This window comes from Pseudomonas sp. VD-NE ins, from assembly GCF_031882575.1.
Lineage (GTDB): Bacteria > Pseudomonadota > Gammaproteobacteria > Pseudomonadales > Pseudomonadaceae > Aquipseudomonas > Aquipseudomonas fluorescens_BZ.
Map to the genome: position 1 here is coordinate 6,425,862 of NZ_CP134772.1, position 23,391 is coordinate 6,449,252.

Here is a 23,391-nt window from a genome sequence, read left to right on the forward strand (position 1 = left end):
CGGCCAGCCGGTTTTTCGGCCAGAGGCACCCGCCACCCTAAACCAGCGGCCGGGGTTGTTTCAATATATTTGACATAAGGTGGTCTTACGGCCTTGCGGTGTTGATTTTAATCAACATAGACTTTGGCCCTTTCCAGCCAATCGCGCCGTATTCACGGGGGATAACAACAATGAACATCCAGAACGTCGTCGACATCAGCCTGACCAGCAGCGAAGCCGAACGCTATCGTCCGGACCCGGCCAAAGTGCTTAAGGGTGATCCTGAACAAGCGGTGTTCCATCAATACGACAGCCCGTGTGGGCAGATGGGCGTTGGCGTTTGGGAAGGTGCGGTGGGGCAATGGACGGTGAACTACACCGAGCATGAGTACTGCGAGATCTTGCAGGGCGTTTCGGTGCTGCGTGACAGCGATGGTAACGCCAAGACGTTGCGTGTGGGCGACCGGTTTGTGATTCCGGCGGGTTTCCGCGGCACCTGGGAAGTACTGGAGGCTTGCCGCAAGGTCTATGTGATCTTCGAACAGAAGGCTTGAGGATCTTTGCTGGCTGATCCGGCCCTATCGCTGGCAAGCCAGCTCCCACAGGGGTAATTGGTGTTCACAAAATTGTGTTCAACACAAAAACCTGTGGGAGCTGGCTTGCCAGCGATGAGGCCAGACCAGACACCGCACAAATCAGAGGCAACAAAAAAGGCCCGTATCGTGAGATACGGGCCTTTTTCGTAAGTCGGGAAAAATCAATTACTTGATTTTGCCTTCCTTGTAGATCACGTGCTTGCGAACAACCGGATCATATTTCTTGATCTCGATTTTGTCCGGGGTAGTACGCTTGTTCTTGTCGGTAGTGTAGAAGTGACCAGTACCGGCGCTCGAGATCAAACGAATCAATTCACGCATGATTAGCTCCCTTAAATCTTGCCATCGCGGCGAAGTTCGGCGAGCACGACAGTGATGCCACGCTTGTCGATGATACGCATGCCTTTGGCAGATACGCGCAGACGCACAAAACGTTTCTCTTCTTCAACCCAGAAGCGGTGATGCTGCAGGTTCGGCAGGAAACGACGACGGGTTTTGTTGTTTGCGTGGGAAATGTTATTCCCAGTCACCGGACCCTTACCGGTAACTTGACATACTCTCGACATGCCTCAGCCCTCTAAAACCACATGCCCAACCCGGCATGGGTTGGCCGCTTAATCTCTCAGTCATTTGGCGCCAGGCGCCGCGTTTCTTTAGAGGTCTTACCGGCTACACCTACAGTGAAGGAACCGGGCCCCTAGAAAAGAGCGCTGCTTTATACCAGAAAGACCGGGGTGCAACAACATTCGGTGTGCAATCAATCGGTAAAAAGGCGTTTTTTTGGCCTGCGGACGCTTTGGATAAAGGCTGGCATCGATTTTTACCACTCGTCGCAGAAAACCGCTCTTGCAGACGATCCAGACTTTTTGCCGCGCACCGCGGTCTGAAAAACGGCCATCACTGTGCCCCGAAAATGCAAAAAGGGGATAGTCATTTGTAATCCAGACCACTAGGGTAGGCCTTTTCCAGACTGCACTTGCAGATGGGCCTTCGATCTGTAAAAGGAAACCGACCATGCGCCTCGCTGCCCTACCCCTGTTGCTCGCCCCGCTCCTGCTGAGCCCTCTGGCCCAGGCCGCCGCGCTGAGCGTCTGCACCGAGGCCAGCCCTGAAGGGTTCGACGTGGTGCAATACAACTCGCTGACCACCACCAACGCCTCGGCCGACGTGCTGATGAACCGTCTGGTGGATTTCGACACCGCCAGCGGCAAAGTCGTGCCAAGCCTGGCCGAAAGCTGGGAAGTCAGCACCGATGGCCTGACGTACGTCTTCAAGCTACACCCACAGGTGAAGTTTCATACGACTGATTACTTCAAGCCGAGCCGCGAGCTGACTGCTGAAGACGTCAAATTCAGCTTCGACCGCATGCTCGACCCGGCCAACCCGTGGCACAAGGTTGCTCAAAGCGGCTTCCCCCATGCGCAATCAATGCAGTTGCCAGCGCTGATCAAGAAGATCGACGCCCTCGATCCGCTGACCGTGCGTTTCACCCTTGATCACCCGGATTCGACCTTCCTGGCGACTCTGAGCATGGGCTTCGCTTCGATCTACTCCGCCGAATACGCCGACAAACTGATGAAGGCCGGCGCGACGGACAAGCTCAACAGCCAGCCGATCGGTACCGGCCCGTTCGTGTTCAACCGTTTCCAGAAAGACGCAGCGATTCGTTACAAGGCCAACCCGGATTACTTCGGTGGCAAACCTGCGGTGGATCCGTTGATCTTCGCCATCACCCCGGACGCCAACGTGCGCCTGCAAAAGCTGCGACGCAATGAATGCCAGATCGCCCTGTCGCCGAAACCACTCGACGTACAGGCTGCGCTGAAAGAGCCGACGCTGAAAGTCGAAAAGACTGACGCCTTCATGACCGCTTTCGTTGGCATCAACAGCCAGCATCCGCCACTGGACAAGCCGGAAGTACGTCAGGCGATCAACCTGGCCTTCGACAAGGCCAACTACGTCAAGGCCGTGTTCGAAGACACTGCAGAAGCCGCCAACGGCCCTTACCCGCCGAACACCTGGAGCTACGCGAAGAGCCTGCCGGGTTACCCGCACGATGTCGCCAAAGCCAAGGCGCTGCTGGCCAAGGCCGGATTGAAGGACGGCTTCCAGACCACGATCTGGACACGCCCGTCGGGCAGCCTGCTTAACCCGAATCCAAGTCTTGGTGCACAAATGCTGCAATCGGATCTGGCGGAAATCGGCATTCAGGCGGAAATCCGTGTGATCGAGTGGGGTGAATTGATTCGTCGCGCCAAGGCCGGAGAACATGACCTGTTGTTCATGGGCTGGGCGGGTGACAACGGCGACCCGGATAACTTCCTCACGCCGCAGTTCTCCTGCGCGGCAGTCAAGTCAGGGACCAACTTCGCCCGTTATTGCAACGCCGACCTGGACAAGCTGATCAGCGCCGGCAAGACCACCAGCGAACAAGGCGTGCGCACCAAGCTGTATGAACAGGCGCAGGCGCAGATTCAGCAGCAGGCGTTGTGGTTGCCGCTGGCGCATCCGACGGCCTACGCACTGACGCGTAAAGACGTGCAGGGTTACTTGGTAAGCCCGTTTGGCCGGCAGGACTATTCCAAGGTCAACCTCAAATAACCTTGCTTGCATAGTTCCCAATGTGGGAGCGAGCCTGCTCGCGAAAGCGGTCCGTCAGTAACAAAAATGCTGACTGGCACACCGCCTTCGCGAGCAGGCTCGCTCCCACAGGGGTTTAGCGTTTGTCCCTGAGAACTACATCCAGCCACACTCCGCCATCGATAGCGGCTCTCCGTCACCGACGATGAAGTGATCCAGCACTCGCACATCAATCAGCTCCAGCGCCTTTTGCAGGCGCTTGGTCAGCAGCCGATCTGCCTGACTTGGGTCAGTGTTCCCTGATGGATGGTTGTGACACAGGATCAACGCTGCCGCATTATTGGCCAAACATCGCTTCACAACCTCGCGCGGATGCACGCTGGTGTTGTCGATGGAACCGCGAAACAGTATCTCGAAATTCAGTACTTGATGTTTGGAGTCGAGAAACAGGCAACCAAACACCTCATGCGGTTCGTGACGCAGCATCGACTTCAGATAATCGCGAACGACCTGAGGGTTTTCCAGGGCTGGTTTCTGCCGTGATTTCTCAGCCAGATGCCGCCTGTTCATTTCCTGAGCAGCTTGCAGTTGCGCAAACTTCGCCGGCCCAAGCCCCAATTGTTTGCTGAATGCGTCCTGATCGGCCTCAAGCAGCAAACGCAGGCTGCCGAATTGAGTCAACAGGTTGCGCGCCAAGTCCACAGCACTGAGTCCGGGCAAGCCAGTACGAAGAAAAATCGCCAATAACTCAGCGTCCGAAAGGCTCGCTGCCCCGTGCTCCAATAACCTTTCCCGCGGCCGTTCCGCCGCAGGCCAATCACGAATACTCATACACATTCCCTGTCTGTGAGCGCCGCTGTTCCGTAGCGGTCGCTGTGATATCTTAGCCCATCTTTTTTGCGGGCGAATTCACCCTGGGGAGGGGGTTTCGCCACGTATGTCACCCACGAAATGAAAGGCAGACCTATGCAGCGGCTGTATCGGAAACGCATCGTTCTGGGCGTCGGCGGCGGCATCGCGGCCTACAAGAGCGCTGATCTGGTTCGTCGCCTGATCGACCAGGGCGCCGAAGTGCGCGTGGTAATGACCCATGGCGGCGCCGAGTTCATCACCCCGCTGACCATGCAGGCCCTGTCCGGCCACCCTGTGCACCTCGACCTGCTCGACCCGGCCGCCGAAGCCGCGATGGGCCACATCGAGCTGGCCAAGTGGGCCGATCTGGTGCTGATCGCCCCGGCCACCGCCGACCTGCTCGCGCGCCTGGCGCAAGGCATCGCCAACGATTTGCTGACCACCCTGGTGCTGGCCACCGACGCTGTTGTGGCTGTCGCTCCGGCAATGAATCAGGCGATGTGGCGTGATCCGGCGACCCAGGCCAACCTGCAACTCCTGGAAAGCCGTGGCCTGAAGACCTTCGGCCCGGCGTCTGGCAGTCAGGCCTGCGGCGACGTCGGCATGGGGCGGATGATGGAAGCCACCGATCTGGCGCAATGTGCGGCCGACTGCTTTCAGCGTCAGGCACTGACCGGCAAGCACGTGGTCATCACCGCCGGCCCGACCCAGGAAAACATCGACCCGGTGCGCTACATCACCAACCACAGCTCCGGCAAAATGGGCTTCGCCCTCGCTGAAGCCGCGGTGGAGGCCGGCGCCCGTGTCACCCTGATCAGCGGCCCGGTGCACCTGCCGACGCCGGATCGCGTCACACGCATCGACGTGGTCAGCGCCCGCGACATGCTCGCGGCCTGTGAATCGGCGATCCCGTGCGACGTGTTCATCGCCTCGGCAGCCGTTGCGGACTACCGCCCGGAAGTCGTCGCCCCGCAAAAACTCAAGAAAGATCCTACGAGCGGCGACGGCTTCGTCCTGCAAATGGTGCGCAATCCAGACATTCTGGCCACCATCGCGACCCGTCCCGACCGTCCGTTCAGTGTCGGCTTCGCCGCCGAGACCGAACACCTGCTCGACTACGCTGCACGCAAGCTGAAGGACAAGAATCTCGATTTGATCGTCGCCAATGACGTCGCCAACCCGAGCATCGGTTTCAACAGCGAAGAAAACGCCTGCAGCGTGATTGACCGTGCGCTGCACGCCACGGTTTTCGCCCAGACCAGCAAGAGCAAGATCGCTCGCCAACTGGTCACTTTTATCGCCGAACGTCTGAACCAGGTTTAATTTACATGCACGCTTTGCAAGCCAAGATCCTCGACCCACGCATCGGCAGCGAATTCCCGCTGCCGCAATACGCCACCCCGGGCTCCGCCGGCCTCGACCTGCGCGCCATGCTGGAACAGGACATCGTGATCAAACCGGGTGAAACCGTGCTGATCCCTACCGGCCTGTCGGTTTACATCGGCGACCCGAACCTCGCCGCGCTGATCCTGCCGCGTTCGGGCATGGGCCATAAGCACGGCATCGTGCTGGGCAACCTCGTCGGCCTGATCGACTCCGATTACCAAGGCCCACTGATGGTTTCGTGCTGGAACCGTGGCCAGAGCGATTTCACCATGACCGTCGGCGAACGTCTGGCGCAACTGGTGCTGGTGCCAGTGGTGCAGGCGCACTTCGAAATGGTTGAAGAGTTCGTCGAAACCGAACGCGGCACCGGTGGGTTTGGCCATACCGGCACCAAATAACCGGATGAATATCCTGTAGGAGCTGCCGCAAGCTGCGATCTTTTGATCTCGATCTTAAAAAACAAAGTCAAAAGATCGCAGCCTTCGGCAGCTCCTACAGGGGAAATTTGTGCAGTTTCCGCGACAGGTTTTAACACCGTAAATCAAGGTTTTGCCGGCCGAAAGCCACGCCAGCCGAGGCGTCATGGCCCTTTCATACCACGAACTCTCTGTGGAAAACGCCGTCATACCCTTCAGTTTGAGCCTGCCGTCGAACGATTCGTCGGTCTGTCCCGCCACTTTCGAGATGGAGCATTTCCGTAGATGAGCACCCCAGCCAAGATTGCCCCGAAGCTGCCTGACAGCATTTTCCGCGCCTATGACATTCGCGGCACCGTGCCGGAATTCCTCAATGCCGAGACCGCTTACTGGATCGGCCGCGCCATCGGTTCGCAGAGCCTCGCCCAAGGCGAGCCGAATGTGTCCGTCGGTCGCGACGGTCGCCTGTCCGGCCCGGAGCTGGTGGCCGAGCTGATTCGCGGTATCGCCGAAAGCGGTTGCCATGTCAGCGACGTTGGCCTGGTGCCGACGCCGGCGCTGTACTACGCCGCCAACGTGCTGGCCGGCAAGTCGGGCGTGATGCTCACCGGCAGCCACAACCCGTCGAACTACAACGGCTTCAAGATCGTCATCGCTGGCGACACCCTGGCCAACGAACAGATCCAGGCCCTGCACGAGCGCCTCAAGACCAACAACTTGAGCAGCGGTACCGGCAGCGTCACTCAGGTCGAGATCCTCGACCGCTACAACACCGAAATCGTCCAGGACATCAAACTGGCGCGGCGCATGAAGGTTGTGGTCGACTGCGGCAACGGCGCGGCCGGCGTGATCGCCCCGCAACTGATCGAAGCGCTGAACTGCGAAGTCATCCCGCTGTTCTGCGAAGTCGACGGCAACTTCCCGAACCATCACCCGGATCCGGGCAAGCCTGAAAACCTCGTCGACCTGATCGCCAAAGTCAAAGAAACCAACGCCGACATCGGCCTGGCTTTCGACGGCGACGGCGACCGTGTCGGCGTGGTGACCAACACCGGTAGCATCGTTTACCCCGATCGTCTGCTGATGCTGTTCGCCCGCGACGTCGTGGCGCGTAACCCGGACGCGGAAATCATCTTCGACGTCAAATGCACCCGCCGCCTCGTGCCGCTGATCAAGGAATACGGTGGTCGGCCGCTAATGTGGAAGACCGGTCATTCGTTGATCAAAAAGAAAATGAAACAATCCGGTGCGCTACTGGCCGGTGAAATGAGCGGGCACATCTTCTTCAAGGAGCGCTGGTTCGGTTTCGATGACGGCATCTACAGCGCCGCACGGCTGCTGGAAATCCTCAGCAAGGAAAAATCCACCGCGGAAGAGCTGTTTGCGACCTTCCCGAACGATATTTCTACGCCCGAAATCAATATCCATGTGACCGAAGAGAGCAAATTCAGCATCATTGATGCACTGCACGACGCACAGTGGGGCGCAGGCGCTGACCTGACCACCATTGACGGCGTGCGAGTCGATTACGCCAAAGGCTGGGGCCTGGTGCGCGCATCCAACACCACACCGGTGCTGGTGCTGCGCTTCGAGGCCGATGACGAGGCAGAACTTGCGCGTATCAAGGACGTATTCCACGCCCAACTGAAACGTGTTGCACCTGATCTCCAACTACCGTTCTGATCCACCCGGAGCCCTGAATGACCCTCGAACGCGAAGCCGCCGCCCACACCGCCCAGGTCCTGTCCGAAGCGCTGCCTTATATCCGACGTTATGTCGGCAAGACCCTGGTGATCAAATACGGCGGCAACGCGATGGAAAGCGAGGAGCTGAAAACCGGCTTCGCCCGCGACATCGTCTTGATGAAGGCCGTGGGCATCAACCCGGTCGTGGTTCACGGCGGCGGCCCGCAGATTGGTGATTTGCTCAAGCGCCTGTCGATCGAAAGCCACTTCGTCGATGGCATGCGCGTCACTGACGCGGCGACCATGGATGTGGTGGAAATGGTCCTCGGCGGTCAGGTCAACAAAAGCATCGTCAACCTGATCAACCGTCACGGCGGCAGCGCCATCGGCCTGACCGGTAAGGACGCCGGGCTGATTCGTGCGAAGAAACTGACCGTCACCCGTCAGACGCCGGAGATGACTCAACCGGAAATCATCGACATCGGTCAGGTAGGCGAAGTGGTCGGGATCAACACCGAACTGCTGAACCTGCTGGTCAAAGGCAACTTCATTCCGGTGATTGCGCCGATTGGCGTCGGTGAAAACGGCGAGTCCTACAACATCAACGCTGATCTGGTGGCCGGCAAGGTCGCCGAAGCACTGAAAGCCGAAAAGCTGATGCTGCTGACCAACATCGCCGGCCTGATGGACAAGTCGGGCACCGTACTGACCGGCCTGAGCACGCAACAGGTCGACGACCTGATCGCCGACGGCACCATCTACGGCGGCATGCTGCCGAAGATCCGTTGCGCGCTGGAAGCGGTTCAGGGTGGCGTGGGTAGCTCGCTGATCATCGACGGACGCGTGCCGAACGCGATACTGCTGGAAATCTTCACCGACACCGGTGTGGGCACGCTGATCAGCAATCGCAAGCGTCCTTGATCGGTAATCGCTGAAAAGCAAAAGATCGCAGCCTGCGGCAGCTCCTACAGAAACGTGGTTTTGTACGACGCCCCTGTAGGAACTGACGAAGTCTGCGATCTTTTTTATGCGCGCAAGAAACATCCGATACAACTCAGCGAAACGTCCGACATTCCCTCCGAACAAATCTCCCTAGGATCTTCCCTTAATCCACCGGAGATTTACCCATGCAAAAAAACTACGTCCCTTACGGCAGCGATGTTTCCCCAGGCACTTACGAGTGCGTCGATTGCGGCCATCAGTATTCCAACCAAGCCAAAACCTCGATGCCGCCGTGCCCGCAATTTCGCAAAACGGCGCATGCGTTGAATGGCTGGAAGATCCTCACCGGCCAGGGTGATGCGATCAAAGACCCTTATCCAGAAAAGCCTGCCGACATCAAAAGCGCCAAGGTCATCACGCCCTCGAACAAAAAATAACTCCGGAGCGCCTGAACCATGCAGATCTCGTTCACGATCGACGCCGCTGCTTTCGAGCTGGAACAAAAGGAACCGGTCAAGAAAACCTTGCGCATTGGCGACGCTGAAATCACCCACGCCTTGCAGCGCATTGCCAAGGCCAGCCTGACCGAATACCTGAAAATGCTGGTCGAAGGCGGCATGCCCAGCCGGGCTGACGAGGCCAAACAGGATCGTCTGCTCTACCTGATTCAGAGCTACTTCGGGCAAACATTGCCGACCGAGTCGCAGATCTCGACGATCTTCCAGCTGACCCAGAGTCAAAGCAAAACCCTGCTGAAAAACACCGTGTCACGCTTTCGCAATCAACTCGATGACATTCTGCAACACAGCATGCGTACGGTGATCGAGACGGCCGAACACGCGCAAACCGTGTTTTTGGTGGTCATCAGTTCGGATGTGATTCGCGATGAGCTGAACATGCTGATCACCCAGAACGAGCCGACATTCAAACCCATCACCAAGCGTAAGGGCAGCGCCGGGCAGTTCGAGATCAGCGAGGACAGCCACGCCTTACTCTGCACGACGTTGGGGCTCAATGCCGTTCAGTGACATCGTCGCGGTCAGTGGTTTGCTGCTGACCCTGACCACGTTCATGTTCAATCTGGCGTGGCCGACGCTCAGTGAGGCGTTGGCGCTGGATGAATACCAGTCGGGGCCGCTGAACCGAAAACGCAGTCGAGAGAAAGTACGGACGGCGTTTTATTCGCGGGCGCTGCCGCTGACGTGCGCGTTTGTGGCGTTGTTTTACGTCAATCTACCGGCCGCTGCAGGCATTGTCCGCAGCAGCAAACTGGATCTGTGGGATTTTGATGTGGATCGGACGTTGTACGTGATGGTGGTGCTGGCGCTGCTGGCATTTGCGCTGATCAATGCGGGATTAACCGTGAAACTGATCAGAAAATGGCGAAACCTGCGTTAAATCGAGTCGCCTGTAGGAGCTGCCGAAGGCTGCGATCTTTTGATTTTTTTAGATCAAAAGATCGCAGCCTTCGGCAGCTCCTACAGGGGAAGTGCGACAGACCAGTGTTATTACACGCCGAACCGGGCGCGGTATGCTTCGACGGCTGGCAGGTGTTGCTTGAGCTGCGGATCATCGGCAAGGAATTCCAGCACCTGATTCAGCGAAACAATGCTGATCACCGGGATACCGAAGTCACGCTCTACTTCCTGGATCGCCGACAACTCACCGTTGCCACGCTCCTGACGGTTCAGCGCAATCAGCACGCCGGCTGCCTTGGCGCCGTCCTGGGAAGCGATGATCTGCATCACTTCGCGGATCGCGGTGCCGGCGGTGATCACGTCATCAATGATCAGCACGTCACCGGTCAACGGCGCGCCGACCAGGCTGCCGCCCTCGCCGTGAGCCTTGGCTTCCTTGCGGTTGAAGCACCATGGCAGGTCACGGTCGTGATGCTCGGCCAGCGCGACGGCAGTGGTTGCCGCCAGCGGAATGCCTTTGTAGGCCGGGCCGAACAGAACGTCGAAGGGAATGCCGCTTTCGGCGATGGCTGCCGCGTAGAAACGCCCCAGCTGCGCGAGGGCCGAACCCGAGTTGAACAGGCCGGCGTTGAAGAAGTAAGGACTGGTGCGCCCGGACTTCAGGGTGAACTCACCGAAGCGCAAAACGCCGCGATCGATGGCAAAACGAATGAAATCGCGCTGATACGCTTGCATGAAAAAAACCCCAAATACCACGGATTTAGCTAATTAGCTTGACGCCGTGTATCATACACGCACGCGATTTTTGGGGCCATTTATGCGGATCATCAGTGTGAACGTCAATGGTATTCAGGCTGCAGTCGAGCGTGGTTTGCTCAGTTGGCTGCAAGCACAGAATGCCGACGTCATCTGCCTGCAGGACACCCGTGCCTCCGCCTTTGAACTGGATGACCCAGCCTTCCAACTGGATGGCTACTTCCTTTATGCCTGCGATGCTGAAGTCCCTGCCCAAGGCGGCGTGGCTTTGTATTCGCGGTTGCAACCGAAGGCTGTCATCAGCGGTCTCGGTTTCGAGACGGCCGACCGCTACGGGCGCTACCTGCAAGCAGATTTCGACAAAGTCAGTATTGCCACCTTGCTGCTCCCTTCGGGGATGAACGGCGATGAGGACTTGAACCAGAAGTTCAAGCTCATGGACGATTTCGGCAAGTACCTGGACAAACAGCGACGCAAACGTCGCGAGTACATTTATTGTGGCTCGCTGTACGTGGCGCAGCAGAAGCTCGACATCAAAAACTGGCGCGACAGCCAGCAATCCCCGGGCTTCCTGGCGCCAGAGCGCGCCTGGATGGACGAGATTGTCGGCAACATGGGCTACGTCGATGCCCTGCGCGAAGTCAGCCGCGAAGGCGATCAGTACAGCTGGTGGCCGGACAACGAACAGGCCGAGATGCTCAATCTGGGCTGGCGCTTCGACTACCAGATCCTGACCCCGGGCCTGCGGCGCTTTGTGCGCAGCGCACGCCTGCCACGTCAGCCAAGGTTCTCGCAACATGCGCCACTGATTGTCGACTACGACTGGACGCTGACCATCTAAGCGTCGTTTCGCAGTAAAAAATGCCCGTATCGCAAGATACGGGCATTTTTTATGCCTGCGCTCAGGGCGGAATCGAACTCAGACGGCGGCGAAGAACGGCAACATCAAGTACAGCTTGATCACGACGACATTGATAATGTCGATGAAGAACGCTCCGACCATCGGCACTACCAGAAACGCGATCTGCGAGGGACCGTAGCGCTGCGTCACGGCCTGCATGTTGGCAATGGCAGTCGGCGTGGCACCCAGGCCAAAACCGCAATGCCCCGCCGCCAGCACGGCGGCATCGTAGTTGCTGCCCATCACCCGGAACGTCACGAAAATCGCGAACAGCGCCATGACCAGCGCCTGCACAGCCAGAATGATGAAGATCGGCAACGCCAGTGCGGCCAGATCCCACAACTTTAGCGACATCAGGGCGATCGCCAGAAACAACGACAGGCTGACATTGCCCAGCACCGAGACTTCACGCTCAAACACCTGATACAAGCCCAACGCGGAAAGACCGTTGCGCAGCACCACGCCTACAAACAGAACACACACGAACGTCGGCAACTCGAATGCGCTCCCGTGCAGGAGGCCATTCAATAGATTGCCGACCAGCAGGCTCACTGCAATCAACGCGAGGGTTTCGACAAACGAGAATGGCGTGATCGAGCGCTCCTTGTTCGGCTGCTCAAAACCTTTTGGCAATCGTGGCGCATCCAGTTGCTGGCCGCCGGGCGCCTTCACTCGCTTGATGAGCAAACGCGCGACCGGCCCGCCGATCAAACCACCCAGTACCAAACCAAACGTCGCAGAGGCCATCGCCAGTTCGGACGCAGAGGCCAGACCATACTTCTCACTGAATACAGTGCCCCACGCAGCACCGGTACCGTGACCGCCCGCCAGGGTGATCGAGCCGGTCAGCAGCCCCATCAATGGATCGAGCCCGAGCATTTTTGCCAGCCCGATCCCCATCGCATTCTGCACCACCAACAGCCCCGTGACCGCCAGGAGAAATATCCCCACTATCCGGCCACCTTTCTTCAAGCTGGCAAAGTCTGCGCTAAGACCAATGGTGGCAAAAAAGGCCAGCATCAAAGGTGTCTGCAGAGAAGTATCGAAACGAATTTCAATATCGAACGTTCGTAGCAGCAACAACAGCAAGGCAACTACCAGACCACCCGCTACAGGCTCAGGGATATTGTAACTTCGCATAAAACCAACACGCGTAACGAGCCCGCGCCCTAGCAGAAGTACTAAGGACGCGGCCACAAGTGTTCCGTAAAAATCGAGCTGAATCATTGGGATTATTCTTGGCTATATATTCAGAGGCGCGTTTTTTACCTGCACCCGCCTCATGAACCGGCTGATTGTCTCAACACTGATTACTGTGGAATTCAAGAGCCTTCGTTGGCTTGAATATATCTTAATATTTCAGAAGAAATATTAGCCCGGCAACTTTAACAATCGCCATCTGTGATTCCAAGGCTATGAACCAGAACCAAGCCACTACAGTTGTGACCAAAAGTGTAATTACGCCATTGATATAAAATGTTACTTGCCACTCATCGCAACAAGATTATTCCTACATACCGAAGAGATAACTTTAGTTGCGCAAATAAAAATGCCCTGACATCTCAGGGCATTTTTTAAACTTGGCGAGCTTTTATTTGATCAACCGCCAGGTAAACGGATATCGGTACGGGAAGCCTTCATTAGCCTTCACCCCCGCAATGATCGTCAAAACCAGTGCGCCGATAGCCAGTATTCCCAGCAGAAAGAACCCGATGATCAGCACCATCAGGAGGAAGCAGATCAACGATGCGATGGCGACGGTGATCTGAAAATTCAGCGCCTCTTTACCTTGAGCATCGATGAACGGGTCCGTTTCGCGCTTCATCTGCCAGAGGATCAACGGTCCGATCAGATTGCCGAACGGAATCCAGATCCCCAGCAAGGCGGACAAGTGACAAAACATCGCCCATTGGCGAACCTCCTGGCTCGGCTTGGGCAGTAATTCTTGCTCGTCACTCATCGCGTCCTCCTTGCGGTTATGAACCTGCTCAGTCGGCCAGTGCAGCCTTTTGCAGTTCGAAGATTTCGTTCATGCCTTGCTTGGCCAGTTCCAGCATCGCGTTCAAGTCTTCAGGCTGGAACGGCGCGCCTTCAGCGGTGCCCTGCACTTCGATGAAACCACCGGTGCTGGTCATCACTACGTTGAGGTCCGTCTCGGCGGCGGAATCCTCAAGATAGTCCAGATCCAGCACGGCCTCGCCCTGATACATGCCGACCGATACAGCGCCGATCATTTGCTTGAGCGGATCGCCGCCCTTCAGGCCGCCACGCTTCTTGATCACTTTCAGCGCATCAACCAGTGCAACCATAGCGCCGGTGATCGAAGCGGTGCGGGTGCCACCATCAGCCTGGATCACGTCGCAATCGACGTACAGGGTCACGTCGCCCAGCTTGGACATGTCCAGCGCAGCGCGCAGGGAACGCCCGATCAGACGCTGGATTTCCAGGGTGCGGCCGCCCTGCTTGCCACGGCTCGCTTCGCGCTGGTTACGCTCGCCAGTGGCGCGCGGCAGCATGCCGTACTCGGCAGTCAACCAGCCTTGGCCCTGGCCTTTGAGGAAGCGCGGCACGCCATTTTCGACGCTGACGGTGCAGATGACTTTGGTATCACCGAATTCGACCAGTACAGATCCCTCGGCGTGTTTGGTGTAGTTGCGGGTAATGCGGATCGAGCGGAGCTGATCGGCAGCGCGACCACTTGGACGTTTCATAGGGAATACCTGTACTGGGGACGGAAAACTGCCGAGCATTATAGAGCGCTGCACCGCGCCTGGGCACTCGTTAAAAAATCCAGGCGACGACCGAAGGCCCTGAAACACCCGTTACCGACGGGCTGCAGCCCTTTGTCACACCGTGTGTTTGGGCGCATTCGCCGCACTGCGCTACAATCCTGCGCCTTTGCTGCCAGTCGGCTTAAATTCATTGATATCGAGCCTGCGGAACATCCTGCTGCGCCGATCTGCATTGCGAGGTCACCGCCATGGTACACAGCATGACCGCCTTCGCCCGCGTCGAAAAAGCCGGCGCACAGGGCACCCTGAGCTGGGAACTGCGCTCGGTCAACAGCCGCTACCTTGAACCCCATCTGCGCCTGCCGGAGTCATTTCGCGACCTCGAGGGCGCAGTGCGTGAAGCGCTGCGTCAAGGCCTGTCGCGGGGCAAACTCGAATGCACCCTGCGCTTCACCGAAGAAAGCACCGGCAAAACCCTGCAAGTCGATCGCGAGCGCGCCGCGCAACTGGTCGCTGCGGCCGAGACCATTGCCGGCCTGATCAAGAATCCTGCCGCACTGAATCCGCTGGAAGTGCTGGCCTGGCCCGGAGTGCTGGTAGGCGATGCGACTGACCCGCAGGCATTGAACGCCGACGCGCTGGCCTTGTTCAATCAAGGCCTGAAAGAGCTGAAGGCTGGCCGCGAGCGCGAAGGCGCGGAGCTGGCACGCCTGATCAACGAGCGCCTGACCTCCATTGAAGGAGACGTGGTGACCCTGCGTGAACTGGTGCCGCAGATGCTCGCCACCCAGCGCCAGAAAGTCCTCGACCGCTTCGCCGACATGAAGGCCGAGCTGGATCCGCAGCGTCTCGAACAGGAAATGGTCATCCTCGCGCAAAAGAGCGACGTGGCCGAAGAACTGGATCGCCTGAGCACACACATCATTGAAGTGCGCCGGGTGCTCAAATCCGGTGGTGCCGCCGGTCGGCGCCTGGACTTCCTGATGCAGGAACTCAACCGCGAAGCCAACACACTGGGCTCCAAGGCCTTCGACCCGCGCAGCACCCAGGCCGCCGTCAACCTCAAGGTGTTGATCGAGCAGATGCGTGAACAAGTGCAGAATATTGAGTAAGGCTACCCCGACATGACCCACAGCACCGGCACCCTGTACATCATTTCTGCGCCTTCGGGCGCGGGCAAGAGCAGCCTGGTCAAGGCTTTGACCGACGCCATACCGGAAATTCGCGTTTCGGTTTCCCACACCACCCGCGCCATGCGTCCGGGTGAAGTGGACGGCGTGAACTATCACTTCGTGACCCGCGAAGAGTTCGTGAAAATGGGCGAGCACGGCGACTTCCTCGAACGCGCCGAAGTCTTCGGCAACTTCTACGGCACCTCGCAAAGCCGCCTCCAGCAGACGCTGGACGAAGGTCACGACCTGATTCTGGAAATCGACTGGCAAGGCGCCGAGCAAGTACGCAAGCTGATGCCGCAAGCACGCTCGATCTTCATCCTGCCGCCGTCGCTTCAGGCCCTGCACCAGCGCCTGACCAATCGCGGCCAGGACAGCGATGAGATCATCGACGGCCGGATGCGCGAAGCGGTCAGCGAGATGAGTCACTATGTCGAGTACGACTACCTGATCATCAACGACGATTTTGCTCACGCACTGGACGATTTGAAGGCGATTTTCCGCGCCAATCAGCTGCAACAGAAACGCCAGCAGGTACGTTTCGGCAAATTGCTGGCCGAATTGCTCGGTTAATCAGCACTTCCCAAAACCGCTGCAAGCGCTTTACATTGGTACTTGCAGCGCGTCGAAGGGTCTGGTCAAAAAATCAGCGCTTCCCTAATCGCTGGTGATTTTTTAAACTGCTCAGTCCGCTCGCCCACCCGGGCAGCGCGCATATTGCATTCGCTCCGAGGAATACCATGGCCCGCGTAACCGTTGAAGACTGCCTGAACCACGTGGAAAACCGTTTTGAACTGGTCATGCTGTCCACCAAGCGTGCCCGTCAACTGGCCACCGGCGGCAAAGAGCCACTGGTCCAGTGGGAAAACGACAAGCCTACCGTTGTAGCGCTGCGTGAAATCGCTGAAGGCCTGATGAGCTACGAGTTCATCGCCGAGCAGGAAATCGTCCACGATGAGCCGCTGTTCGCAGCGTTCGAGGACGAGTCCAACGAGGCCGTCTAAGCCTATGCCTGGTCGACGTAGCACGGCGCGGGATCACAGCTTACGGCAGGAGTCATCATGCCGAGCATAGACGCCCTCGCCGATCGCTTATCGACCTACCTCGGCAATGACCAGGTCAACCTGGTCCGCCGAGCGTATTTCTACGCCGAACAAGCCCATGACGGTCAACGCCGTCGCAGCGGCGAGGCGTACGTCACCCACCCTCTTGCGGTGGCAAACATTCTTGCCGACATGCACATGGACCATCAGAGCCTGATGGCCGCGATGCTGCATGACGTGATCGAAGACACCGGTATCGCCAAAGAAGCGCTGCAAGCGCAGTTCGGTGAAACCGTGGCCGAACTGGTCGACGGGGTCAGCAAACTGACCCAGATGAATTTCGAGACCAAGGCCGAAGCCCAGGCGGAAAACTTCCAGAAAATGGCCATGGCCATGGCGCGCGATATTCGCGTGATCCTGGTCAAACTCGCTGACCGTCTGCACAACATGCGCACGCTTGAAGTGCTGTCCGGGGAAAAACGCCGGCGCATTGCCAAGGAAACCCTCGAAATCTACGCGCCCATCGCCAACCGGCTGGGCATGCATGCGATCCGCATCGAATTCGAAGACCTCGGCTTCAAGGCGATGCACCCAATGCGTTCCGCGCGGATCTACCAGGCGGTCAAACGCGCCCGGGGCAACCGCAAGGAAATCGTCAACAAGATCGAAGAATCCCTTGGCCATTGCCTCGCCATCGACGGCATCCAGGGCGAAGTCAGCGGTCGCCAGAAACACCTCTACGGCATCTACAAGAAAATGCGCGGCAAGCGTCGGGCCTTCAACGAGATCATGGACGTCTATGCGTTCCGGATCATCGTCGACAAGGTCGATACCTGCTACCGCGTGCTCGGTGCTGTACATAATTTGTACAAACCGTTGCCGGGGCGCTTCAAGGATTACATCGCGATCCCCAAGGCCAACGGCTATCAGTCGCTGCACACCACATTGTTTGGCATGCACGGCGTACCGATCGAGATCCAGATCCGCACCCGCGAAATGGAAGAGATGGCCAACAACGGCATCGCCGCCCATTGGCTGTACAAGTCCAGCGGTGACGAGCAGCCGAAAGGCACTCACGCCCGCGCCCGCCAGTGGGTCAAAGGCGTGCTGGAAATGCAGCAGCGTGCCGGCAACTCGCTGGAATTCATCGAGAGCGTGAAGATCGACCTGTTCCCGGACGAGGTTTACGTCTTCACGCCGAAAGGCCGGATCATGGAGCTGCCGAAAGGCTCCACGGCGGTCGATTTTGCCTACGCGGTCCACACCGACGTCGGCAACAGTTGCATCGCCTGCCGGATCAACCGTCGTCTCGCACCGCTGTCCGAACCGCTGCAAAGCGGCTCCACGGTCGAGATCGTCAGCGCACCCGGCGCACGGCCGAACCCGGCGTGGCTCAACTTCGTGGTCACCGGCAAGGCGCGCACGCACATCCGCCACGCGCTGAAATTGCAGCGGCGCTCCGAGTCCATCAGCCTCGGCGAACGCCTGCTGAACAAGGTACTCAACGGCTTCGACAGTTCGCTTGAGAAGATCCCGGCCGAACGCGTCAAGGCGATGCTCACCGAGTACCGCCTCGAATTGATCGAAGATTTGCTTGAAGATATCGGCCTGGGCAATCGCATGGCCTATGTGGTCGCCCGCCGCCTGCTGGGCGAAGGCGAACAGTTGCCAAGCCCGGAAGGGCCGCTGGCGATTCGCGGCACCGAAGGCCTGGTGCTCAGCTACGCCAAATGCTGCACGCCGATCCCGGGCGACCCGATTGTCGGGCACCTGTCGGCGGGCAAAGGCATGGTCGTGCACCTGGACAACTGCCGCAACATCAGCGAAATCCGGCACAACCCGGAAAAATGCATCCAGCTCTCGTGGGCCAAGGATGTCACCGGCGAATTCAACGTCGAGCTGCGTGTCGAGCTGGAGCATCAGCGCGGCCTGATCGCCCTGCTGGCCAGCAGCGTCAACGCCGCCGACGGCAATATCGAGAAAATCAGCATGGACGAACGCGATGGTCGCATCAGCGTTGTCCAGTTGGTGGTCAGCGTTCACGACCGTGTGCACCTGGCCCGCGTGATCAAGAAGCTGCGCGCCCTGACCGGGGTGATCCGCATCACCCGCATGCGTGCATAACTCAACCATTACAAGGAGTCATACATGACCAAGACTGTTATCACCAGCGACAAGGCCCCGGCCGCCATCGGCACTTACTCCCAGGCGATCAAGGCTGGCAACACCGTTTACATGTCGGGCCAGATTCCTCTGGACCCAAAAACCATGGAACTGGTTGAAGGCTTCGAAGCCCAGACCGTCCAGGTGTTCGAGAACCTGAAGGCCGTGGCCGAAGCTGCTGGCGGTTCGTTCAAGGACATCGTCAAACTGAACATCTTCCTCACCGACCTGAGCCACTTCGCCAAGGTCAACGAGATCATGGGCAAGTACTTCGACCAGCCGTACCCGGCTCGCGCCGCCATTGGCGTGGCTGCCCTGCCAAAGGGTTCGCAGGTTGAAATGGATGCCATTCTGGTCATCGAGTGATGCGCACGGCGCGGCCTTCAAAGCCGCGCCGACTGCTCTGCAAGAAAAGGTTTTGAAAGGACTCCACCATGCGCAAAGCGCTAGCCCTCCCGCTGCTCGCCATTTTCCTCGGCGGCTGCGCCAGCAACCCTGCCGACCGTGACATCAGCGGCACCTGGATCAATCAGGTGGCGATCGATGCCGCAGCCAAGGGCGGCCCCCTGCGCGAAGCGCTTCAGGCTTACGGCCCGAACCTGGAATGGGACGTCAACACCAAGGCCAGTCAGGCACGCTACACCAACGGTTTTGAGAACGTCGAAGGACGGCTGCTGGGTGAAAAATCCGGCGCCTGGAAAGTCGACTTCTATGGCAGCTCCGCCAGCGAGCTGAAACGCGACGGCGGACAACTGCAGCAAGCCGCCAGCGAGAACGAACCCGAGCAGGTGTTCGACCGTGCACAGATTCCGGTGCCGGAAGGCGCACCGATTGGCGCCAGTTTCGAACGCGCGCTGTATTCCGCCTACATGGGCGGCAACTGGACAATCGCCAGCGGTCAGGGCGAAGGCGGCACCGTGCAGTTCCAGGCTGATGGCCAGGTTTCCGGTTTACCGGGGGCCGACCGTTATGCCCTGTGCCTGGCGGGCGATTGCGCGTCGATGAGCAGCACCAACGACAACATGTGGTTGCAGCTCAACGGTCAGGGCAATGCCTACATCTTTGCGCGCAAGGGCAAGGAACTGGAGATTTTCCAGGCCGTGAACACGGCGCAGGCGGATGAGATGCCGCAGTACACGCCGGGCGAGCGCAAGTGGTTGCTGGAGAAGCAGTAACCCGCTTCTGAAACCGCTGAAGATCAAATGTGGGAGCGAGCCTGCTCGCGAAAGCAGCGTGTCAGTCAAAGCAATGTTGCCTGACCCACCGCATTCGCGAGCAGGCTCGCTCCCACAGTTGTTTTGCGTTGTCAGGAAGTCAGCATTTACCTTCGAGGATCGCGGCGTAGCCTTCGCGGTAACTTGGGTACGTTGGCGTCCAGCCCAACGCTTTCGCCCGGCCATTGCTGCAGCGCTTGCTGCCGGTGCGCCGCACACTGGCATCTTCAGACCATTCGGTAACGCCCAGATACTCACGCAACCAGCCTACGACTTCCGCTAACGGCGCGGGCGCATCGTCGACACCGATGTAGAAATCCTCCAGCTTCACGCCCTGCCGATCTTTCTCCAACAGGAACGCCAGCAATCCTGCCGCGTCGTCAGCATGAATCCGATTGCCATACAGCGGCGGATCAACCGCCACGCGATAACCGCGACGTACCTGGGTCAGCAGCCATTCGCGGCCCGGCCCGTAGATCCCGGTCAAACGCAGAATGCTCGCAGGAATGCCACTGTTCAGCGCCACTTGCTCCGCTTCGAGCATCAACCGCCCGGAATAACCCGCAGCGACCGTCGCCGATGTCTCGTCAACCCACTCACCCTCCTGCTGCCCATAAACACTGCTGCTGGATACAAACAACAGCCGCTCAGGCACCTGCCCATAGTCATCCAGCCAGCTCAGCACATTCTGCAAACCCTGCACATAAGCCGCGCGATAACCGGCCTCATCGTGATCGGTCGCAGCGGCGCAATACACCAGATAGTCCACGGCACCCACCGGCCAGGTCGCCGGGCAGTCTTCGTTGAACAGGTCGCCGGCAACGCCAATCACCCCAGCAGGCAGCTTTGAAACATCCCGGCGCAGGCCATGAACTTCCCAGCCAGCCGCCAGCAATTGCTTGGCCAGACGACTGCCGACATCACCACAACCGGCAATCAAAACAGAAGGCGCGGACATCAAAAAACTCCTATCGGAAAGACACAGACTAGCCTCGGGACAGGACGAGCGGCTAGCAATGCAGGAAAAAAAGATACTCTATTACTTTTGTTAACAAGAATTACTTGCAATAATGCACGCCACTTTTGTTCTCGGCCTCACGAGGCCTGGAAGAGCATCAACGTTTTTCTATCTCAGGTCCGGCCAGCATGACACGTAATCAAATCCCCGCTTCGCCAACCAATCGACCTCGCGCCTGGAGCGCAGTGGTGGCTCTGCTGCTCAGCTTGATGCTGGCGCCGACTGCCGCTTTCGCCGACGCCCAGACACCTGCAACGCCAGCCGCCACCGAACAAAGCACACCAGCCGCCGCTCCGGCTGCCCCGGCCGCTGCCGATCCAGTGCAAGCAGTTGACGCTGCCGACGTTCCTGAAGTTCTCGAAGCCGACAACAGCCTGGGCATGGCCCACGACCTGTCGCCGTGGGGCATGTACCAGAACGCCGACATCATCGTGAAAATCGTGATGATCGGTCTGGCCATCGCTTCCATCATCACCTGGACCATCTGGATCGCCAAAGGCTTCGAGCTGATGGGCGCCAAGCGTCGTCTGCGTGGCGAAATCGCTGCTCTGAAAAAAGCCACCACCCTTAAAGAAGCCAGCGCCACCGCCGGCAAGGAAGGCACCCTCGCCAATCTGCTGGTGCACGACGCGCTCGAGGAGATGCGCCTGTCGGTCAACAGCCGCGAGAAAGAAGGCATCAAGGAACGCGTCAGCTTCCGTCTCGAGCGTCTGGTAGCAGCCTGCGGTCGCAACATGAGCAGCGGCACCGGCGTCCTCGCCACAATCGGTTCCACCGCGCCGTTCGTGGGCCTGTTCGGCACCGTGTGGGGCATCATGAATTCCTTCATCGGCATCGCCAAAACCCAGACCACCAACCTTGCTGTCGTCGCGCCCGGTATTGCTGAAGCGCTGCTGGCCACTGCATTGGGTCTGGTTGCGGCGATTCCTGCGGTAGTGATCTACAACGTCTTTGCCCGCTCCATCGCCGGTTACAAGGCGCAGGTTTCCGATGCCTCGGCAGAAGTGCTGCTGCTGGTCAGCCGTGACCTCGATCACCAGCCTGAGCGCAGCTCGCAGCCGCACATGGTCAAAGTGGGGTAATCGGCCATGGGCCTGCATTTGAAAGAAGGCGCAGACGACGATCTGGCCGAGAACCACGAAATCAACGTCACGCCGTTCATCGACGTGATGCTGGTGCTGTTGATCATCTTCATGGTGGCCGCTCCATTGGCCACCGTAGACATCAAAGTCGACCTGCCTGCCTCGACCGCCAAACCGGCGCCGCGGCCAGAGAAACCGGTGTTCCTCAGCGTCAAGGCTGACCAGCGCCTGTACATCGGCGATGATGAAGTCAAAGCCGAAACCCTTGGCGCCGTGCTCGACGCCAAGACTCAGGGCAAGAAAGACACCACCATCTTCTTCCAGGCCGACAAAGGCGTGGATTACGGCGACCTCATGAGCGTGATGGACAAGCTGCGCTCTGCCGGTTACCTGAAGGTCGGTCTGGTCGGACTTGAGACGGCAGCCAAGAAATGATCACGACGCGCCATAAGCTGACGCGTTACAGCGGTAGCCTGGCCGTGGTGCTGGGCGTGCATGCGCTGGCCATCGCGCTGGCACTGAACTGGACCGCCCGCCCGCCCATCGAATTGCCCCCACAGGCAATGATGGTCGAGCTGGCCCCGGTTCCGGCCCCGCCACCGCCTGCTCCGCCGAAAGTCGTCACACCGCCGCAGCCACCGGCTCCGGTGGAAGAGTTGCCGATTCCGAAGCTGGCCGAAGCACCGAAAGCCGAAATCGCGGTGCAGAAACCCAAGCCAAAGCCCAAGCCTAAACCGCCGAAGCCGGTCGAGAAGAAGCTGCCTGATCCGCCGAAGGAAAAACCTTCCGAGGAAAAACCGGCCGACACCCAACCGACTCAGGCACCGACGGAGAAATCCGCCCAGCCTGCACCGGGTCCGTCGCCGGCTCAGATGGCTGCCAAGGCCAGTTGGCAAGGCACCCTGCTCGCGCATTTGGCCAAGTACAAAAAGTACCCGGCCAGTGCTCAGGCACGCGGCAAGGAAGGCTTGAACCGTCTGCGCTTTGTGGTGGATGGCGAAGGTAACGTATTGTCGTTCGAACTGGTGGGCCGCTCCGGCAACGCTGATCTGGACCGGGCAACCCTGGAAATGATCCGCCGCGCACAACCGCTGCCCAAGCCACCGGCCGACATGCTGAACAATGGCTCGATCGAAATTGTTGCGCCGTTTGTTTATTCCCTGGAACGCCGCCGCTAAGCAACACCGCAATACCCTGTGGGAGCTGGCTTGCCAGCGATTGCAGCGTGTCAGAGTAGGATTTATTGACTGACCCACCGCTATCGCTGGCAAGCCAGCTCCCACAAGGTTCTCCGCCAGCCAAGAGAACCCAGTCAGAAGGCACCGAAAGGTGCCTTTTGCGTATCTGCGAGCGGCAAACCTACATTGCCCGGTGTCGCACTCCCCACTCAGTCTGATAACGTGCGTCTATCGATTGCAGCCGGTATGCTTGGCCCGCATCTTCATGGACGCTTGCT

26 protein-coding genes and 1 pseudogene are annotated in these 23,391 nt (G+C 58.7%); 19 read left to right on the forward strand and 8 right to left on the reverse strand.

Features of this window, described 5'->3' with window-relative positions:
- Positions 1-170: 170 nt before the first annotated feature.
- Positions 171-533 carry a cupin domain-containing protein gene (locus RMV17_RS28810; RefSeq protein WP_008086800.1) on the forward strand — a complete coding sequence of 121 codons (363 nt, stop codon included), beginning with the start codon at positions 171-173 and terminating at the stop codon, positions 531-533.
- A gap of 207 nt (positions 534-740) precedes the next feature.
- Here the strand turns inward: RMV17_RS28810 and rpmG are convergent, their stop codons facing one another.
- Entirely contained in the window at positions 741-896 is a 156-nt protein-coding gene (gene rpmG, locus RMV17_RS28815; RefSeq protein WP_003177274.1) for a 50S ribosomal protein L33, read from the reverse strand.
- Between the two features lie 11 nt (positions 897-907).
- A complete protein-coding gene (gene rpmB, locus RMV17_RS28820; protein ID WP_007920377.1) occupies positions 908-1,141 on the reverse strand; it encodes a 50S ribosomal protein L28 in 234 nt (77 codons plus the stop codon).
- A gap of 448 nt (positions 1,142-1,589) precedes the next feature.
- Between rpmB and RMV17_RS28825 the strand changes: the two genes are divergently transcribed.
- Positions 1,590-3,176 (forward strand): ABC transporter substrate-binding protein, encoded by a 1,587-nt coding sequence (locus RMV17_RS28825; RefSeq protein ID WP_311884299.1) that lies wholly within the window; start codon positions 1,590-1,592, stop codon positions 3,174-3,176.
- Positions 3,177-3,311: 135 nt separating this feature from the next.
- Here the strand turns inward: RMV17_RS28825 and radC are convergent, their stop codons facing one another.
- Positions 3,312-3,986, reverse strand: coding sequence for a RadC family protein (gene radC, locus RMV17_RS28830; protein WP_122594517.1), 675 nt, complete (start codon positions 3,984-3,986; stop codon positions 3,312-3,314).
- A gap of 135 nt (positions 3,987-4,121) precedes the next feature.
- Between radC and coaBC the strand changes: the two genes are divergently transcribed.
- From coaBC to RMV17_RS28865, 7 genes and pseudogenes are all read left to right on the forward strand, one after another.
- Positions 4,122-5,330, forward strand: coding sequence for a bifunctional phosphopantothenoylcysteine decarboxylase/phosphopantothenate--cysteine ligase CoaBC (gene coaBC / locus RMV17_RS28835; RefSeq protein ID WP_095119812.1), 1,209 nt, complete (start codon positions 4,122-4,124; stop codon positions 5,328-5,330).
- 5 nt (positions 5,331-5,335) lie between these two features.
- Positions 5,336-5,791: a dUTP diphosphatase gene (dut, locus tag RMV17_RS28840; RefSeq protein ID WP_041476635.1), complete on the forward strand. Its 456-nt coding sequence runs from the start codon at positions 5,336-5,338 to the stop codon at positions 5,789-5,791.
- Between the two features lie 324 nt (positions 5,792-6,115).
- A pseudogene (locus RMV17_RS28845) lies at positions 6,116-7,492 on the forward strand (phosphomannomutase/phosphoglucomutase); the annotation flags it as partial.
- 17 nt (positions 7,493-7,509) lie between these two features.
- Entirely contained in the window at positions 7,510-8,415 is a 906-nt protein-coding gene (gene argB, locus RMV17_RS28850; RefSeq protein WP_003229488.1) for an acetylglutamate kinase, read from the forward strand.
- Positions 8,416-8,621: 206 nt separating this feature from the next.
- A complete protein-coding gene (locus RMV17_RS28855) occupies positions 8,622-8,873 on the forward strand; it encodes a hypothetical protein (RefSeq protein ID WP_034152057.1) in 252 nt (83 codons plus the stop codon).
- An 18-nt stretch (positions 8,874-8,891) separates the two neighbouring features.
- Positions 8,892-9,464 carry a hypothetical protein gene (locus tag RMV17_RS28860; RefSeq protein ID WP_034152058.1) on the forward strand — a complete coding sequence of 191 codons (573 nt, stop codon included), beginning with the start codon at positions 8,892-8,894 and terminating at the stop codon, positions 9,462-9,464.
- Entirely contained in the window at positions 9,451-9,834 is a 384-nt protein-coding gene (locus RMV17_RS28865; RefSeq protein ID WP_034152059.1) for a hypothetical protein, read from the forward strand. Before RMV17_RS28860 ends, RMV17_RS28865 begins: the two co-directional genes overlap by 14 nt.
- 110 nt (positions 9,835-9,944) lie before the next feature.
- Here RMV17_RS28865 and pyrE read toward each other — a convergent pair whose 3' ends face one another.
- A complete protein-coding gene (gene pyrE, locus RMV17_RS28870) occupies positions 9,945-10,589 on the reverse strand; it encodes an orotate phosphoribosyltransferase (protein ID WP_034152060.1) in 645 nt (214 codons plus the stop codon).
- A gap of 82 nt (positions 10,590-10,671) precedes the next feature.
- Here pyrE and RMV17_RS28875 point away from each other — a divergent pair, with 82 nt between their 5' ends.
- Complete coding sequence (locus RMV17_RS28875) at positions 10,672-11,451, forward strand: exodeoxyribonuclease III (RefSeq protein ID WP_007920349.1); 780 nt, start codon at positions 10,672-10,674, stop codon at positions 11,449-11,451.
- Between the two features lie 78 nt (positions 11,452-11,529).
- Here the strand turns inward: RMV17_RS28875 and gltS are convergent, their stop codons facing one another.
- From gltS to rph, 3 genes are all read right to left on the reverse strand, one after another.
- A complete protein-coding gene (gene gltS / locus RMV17_RS28880; RefSeq protein WP_311884307.1) occupies positions 11,530-12,738 on the reverse strand; it encodes a sodium/glutamate symporter in 1,209 nt (402 codons plus the stop codon).
- 364 nt (positions 12,739-13,102) lie between these two features.
- Positions 13,103-13,471, reverse strand: coding sequence for a DUF4870 domain-containing protein (locus RMV17_RS28885; protein WP_007920344.1), 369 nt, complete (start codon positions 13,469-13,471; stop codon positions 13,103-13,105).
- 28 nt (positions 13,472-13,499) lie between these two features.
- Positions 13,500-14,222, reverse strand: a complete 723-nt coding sequence (gene rph, locus RMV17_RS28890; protein WP_016985814.1) for a ribonuclease PH — start codon at positions 14,220-14,222, stop codon at positions 13,500-13,502.
- A 269-nt stretch (positions 14,223-14,491) separates the two neighbouring features.
- Here rph and RMV17_RS28895 point away from each other — a divergent pair, with 269 nt between their 5' ends.
- The 6 genes from RMV17_RS28895 (at position 14,492) to RMV17_RS28920 (ending at position 19,796) form a co-directional block, all read left to right on the forward strand.
- A complete protein-coding gene (locus RMV17_RS28895; protein ID WP_108224981.1) occupies positions 14,492-15,355 on the forward strand; it encodes a YicC/YloC family endoribonuclease in 864 nt (287 codons plus the stop codon).
- A 12-nt stretch (positions 15,356-15,367) separates the two neighbouring features.
- Positions 15,368-15,988: a guanylate kinase gene (gmk, locus tag RMV17_RS28900; RefSeq protein WP_008078609.1), complete on the forward strand. Its 621-nt coding sequence runs from the start codon at positions 15,368-15,370 to the stop codon at positions 15,986-15,988.
- Positions 15,989-16,155: 167 nt separating this feature from the next.
- Complete coding sequence (gene rpoZ / locus RMV17_RS28905) at positions 16,156-16,419, forward strand: DNA-directed RNA polymerase subunit omega (RefSeq protein WP_034152063.1); 264 nt, start codon at positions 16,156-16,158, stop codon at positions 16,417-16,419.
- 57 nt (positions 16,420-16,476) lie between these two features.
- A complete protein-coding gene (gene spoT, locus RMV17_RS28910) occupies positions 16,477-18,582 on the forward strand; it encodes a bifunctional GTP diphosphokinase/guanosine-3',5'-bis pyrophosphate 3'-pyrophosphohydrolase (protein ID WP_007920338.1) in 2,106 nt (701 codons plus the stop codon).
- A gap of 24 nt (positions 18,583-18,606) precedes the next feature.
- Entirely contained in the window at positions 18,607-18,987 is a 381-nt protein-coding gene (locus RMV17_RS28915) for a RidA family protein (protein ID WP_003229509.1), read from the forward strand.
- Between the two features lie 68 nt (positions 18,988-19,055).
- Complete coding sequence (locus RMV17_RS28920) at positions 19,056-19,796, forward strand: hypothetical protein (protein ID WP_034152064.1); 741 nt, start codon at positions 19,056-19,058, stop codon at positions 19,794-19,796.
- 139 nt (positions 19,797-19,935) lie between these two features.
- Here the strand turns inward: RMV17_RS28920 and RMV17_RS28925 are convergent, their stop codons facing one another.
- Positions 19,936-20,793 carry an SDR family oxidoreductase gene (locus tag RMV17_RS28925; RefSeq protein ID WP_311884315.1) on the reverse strand — a complete coding sequence of 286 codons (858 nt, stop codon included), beginning with the start codon at positions 20,791-20,793 and terminating at the stop codon, positions 19,936-19,938.
- Positions 20,794-20,981: 188 nt separating this feature from the next.
- Here RMV17_RS28925 and exbB point away from each other — a divergent pair, with 188 nt between their 5' ends.
- Genes exbB through RMV17_RS28940 form a run of 3 tightly spaced genes read left to right on the forward strand, consistent with a single transcriptional unit; the run spans position 20,982 to position 23,113 of the window.
- A complete protein-coding gene (gene exbB / locus RMV17_RS28930; protein WP_311884317.1) occupies positions 20,982-21,935 on the forward strand; it encodes a tonB-system energizer ExbB in 954 nt (317 codons plus the stop codon).
- Between the two features lie 6 nt (positions 21,936-21,941).
- On the forward strand, positions 21,942-22,370 hold the full coding sequence (exbD, locus tag RMV17_RS28935) for a TonB system transport protein ExbD (protein ID WP_007920333.1): 429 nt from the start codon (positions 21,942-21,944) through the stop codon (positions 22,368-22,370).
- Entirely contained in the window at positions 22,367-23,113 is a 747-nt protein-coding gene (locus RMV17_RS28940) for a TonB family protein (protein WP_034152067.1), read from the forward strand. The genes exbD and RMV17_RS28940 overlap by 4 nt, the downstream gene beginning before the upstream one ends.
- Positions 23,114-23,391: the final 278 nt, after the last annotated feature.

What these genes read in the sequence shown, in the direction of transcription:
- rph (WP_016985814.1), bottom strand. Translation starts at nt 14,222, where the DNA reads ATGAAACGTCCAAGTGGTCGCGCTGCCGATCAGCTCCGCTCGATCCGC.
- spoT (WP_007920338.1), top strand. Translation starts at nt 16,477, where the DNA reads ATGCCGAGCATAGACGCCCTCGCCGATCGCTTATCGACCTACCTCGGC.
- pyrE (WP_034152060.1), bottom strand. Translation starts at nt 10,589, where the DNA reads ATGCAAGCGTATCAGCGCGATTTCATTCGTTTTGCCATCGATCGCGGC.
- RMV17_RS28860 (WP_034152058.1), top strand. Translation starts at nt 8,892, where the DNA reads ATGCAGATCTCGTTCACGATCGACGCCGCTGCTTTCGAGCTGGAACAA.
- rpmB (WP_007920377.1), bottom strand. Translation starts at nt 1,141, where the DNA reads ATGTCGAGAGTATGTCAAGTTACCGGTAAGGGTCCGGTGACTGGGAAT.
- RMV17_RS28865 (WP_034152059.1), top strand. Translation starts at nt 9,451, where the DNA reads ATGCCGTTCAGTGACATCGTCGCGGTCAGTGGTTTGCTGCTGACCCTG.
- RMV17_RS28885 (WP_007920344.1), bottom strand. Translation starts at nt 13,471, where the DNA reads ATGAGTGACGAGCAAGAATTACTGCCCAAGCCGAGCCAGGAGGTTCGC.
- exbD (WP_007920333.1), top strand. Translation starts at nt 21,942, where the DNA reads ATGGGCCTGCATTTGAAAGAAGGCGCAGACGACGATCTGGCCGAGAAC.
- RMV17_RS28915 (WP_003229509.1), top strand. Translation starts at nt 18,607, where the DNA reads ATGACCAAGACTGTTATCACCAGCGACAAGGCCCCGGCCGCCATCGGC.
- argB (WP_003229488.1), top strand. Translation starts at nt 7,510, where the DNA reads ATGACCCTCGAACGCGAAGCCGCCGCCCACACCGCCCAGGTCCTGTCC.
- gltS (WP_311884307.1), bottom strand. Translation starts at nt 12,738, where the DNA reads ATGATTCAGCTCGATTTTTACGGAACACTTGTGGCCGCGTCCTTAGTA.
- RMV17_RS28895 (WP_108224981.1), top strand. Translation starts at nt 14,492, where the DNA reads ATGGTACACAGCATGACCGCCTTCGCCCGCGTCGAAAAAGCCGGCGCA.
- RMV17_RS28925 (WP_311884315.1), bottom strand. Translation starts at nt 20,793, where the DNA reads ATGTCCGCGCCTTCTGTTTTGATTGCCGGTTGTGGTGATGTCGGCAGT.
- RMV17_RS28920 (WP_034152064.1), top strand. Translation starts at nt 19,056, where the DNA reads ATGCGCAAAGCGCTAGCCCTCCCGCTGCTCGCCATTTTCCTCGGCGGC.
- dut (WP_041476635.1), top strand. Translation starts at nt 5,336, where the DNA reads ATGCACGCTTTGCAAGCCAAGATCCTCGACCCACGCATCGGCAGCGAA.
- rpoZ (WP_034152063.1), top strand. Translation starts at nt 16,156, where the DNA reads ATGGCCCGCGTAACCGTTGAAGACTGCCTGAACCACGTGGAAAACCGT.
- gmk (WP_008078609.1), top strand. Translation starts at nt 15,368, where the DNA reads ATGACCCACAGCACCGGCACCCTGTACATCATTTCTGCGCCTTCGGGC.
- RMV17_RS28875 (WP_007920349.1), top strand. Translation starts at nt 10,672, where the DNA reads ATGCGGATCATCAGTGTGAACGTCAATGGTATTCAGGCTGCAGTCGAG.
- coaBC (WP_095119812.1), top strand. Translation starts at nt 4,122, where the DNA reads ATGCAGCGGCTGTATCGGAAACGCATCGTTCTGGGCGTCGGCGGCGGC.
- rpmG (WP_003177274.1), bottom strand. Translation starts at nt 896, where the DNA reads ATGCGTGAATTGATTCGTTTGATCTCGAGCGCCGGTACTGGTCACTTC.
- RMV17_RS28940 (WP_034152067.1), top strand. Translation starts at nt 22,367, where the DNA reads ATGATCACGACGCGCCATAAGCTGACGCGTTACAGCGGTAGCCTGGCC.
- RMV17_RS28825 (WP_311884299.1), top strand. Translation starts at nt 1,590, where the DNA reads ATGCGCCTCGCTGCCCTACCCCTGTTGCTCGCCCCGCTCCTGCTGAGC.
- radC (WP_122594517.1), bottom strand. Translation starts at nt 3,986, where the DNA reads ATGAGTATTCGTGATTGGCCTGCGGCGGAACGGCCGCGGGAAAGGTTA.
- exbB (WP_311884317.1), top strand. Translation starts at nt 20,982, where the DNA reads ATGACACGTAATCAAATCCCCGCTTCGCCAACCAATCGACCTCGCGCC.
- RMV17_RS28855 (WP_034152057.1), top strand. Translation starts at nt 8,622, where the DNA reads ATGCAAAAAAACTACGTCCCTTACGGCAGCGATGTTTCCCCAGGCACT.
- RMV17_RS28810 (WP_008086800.1), top strand. Translation starts at nt 171, where the DNA reads ATGAACATCCAGAACGTCGTCGACATCAGCCTGACCAGCAGCGAAGCC.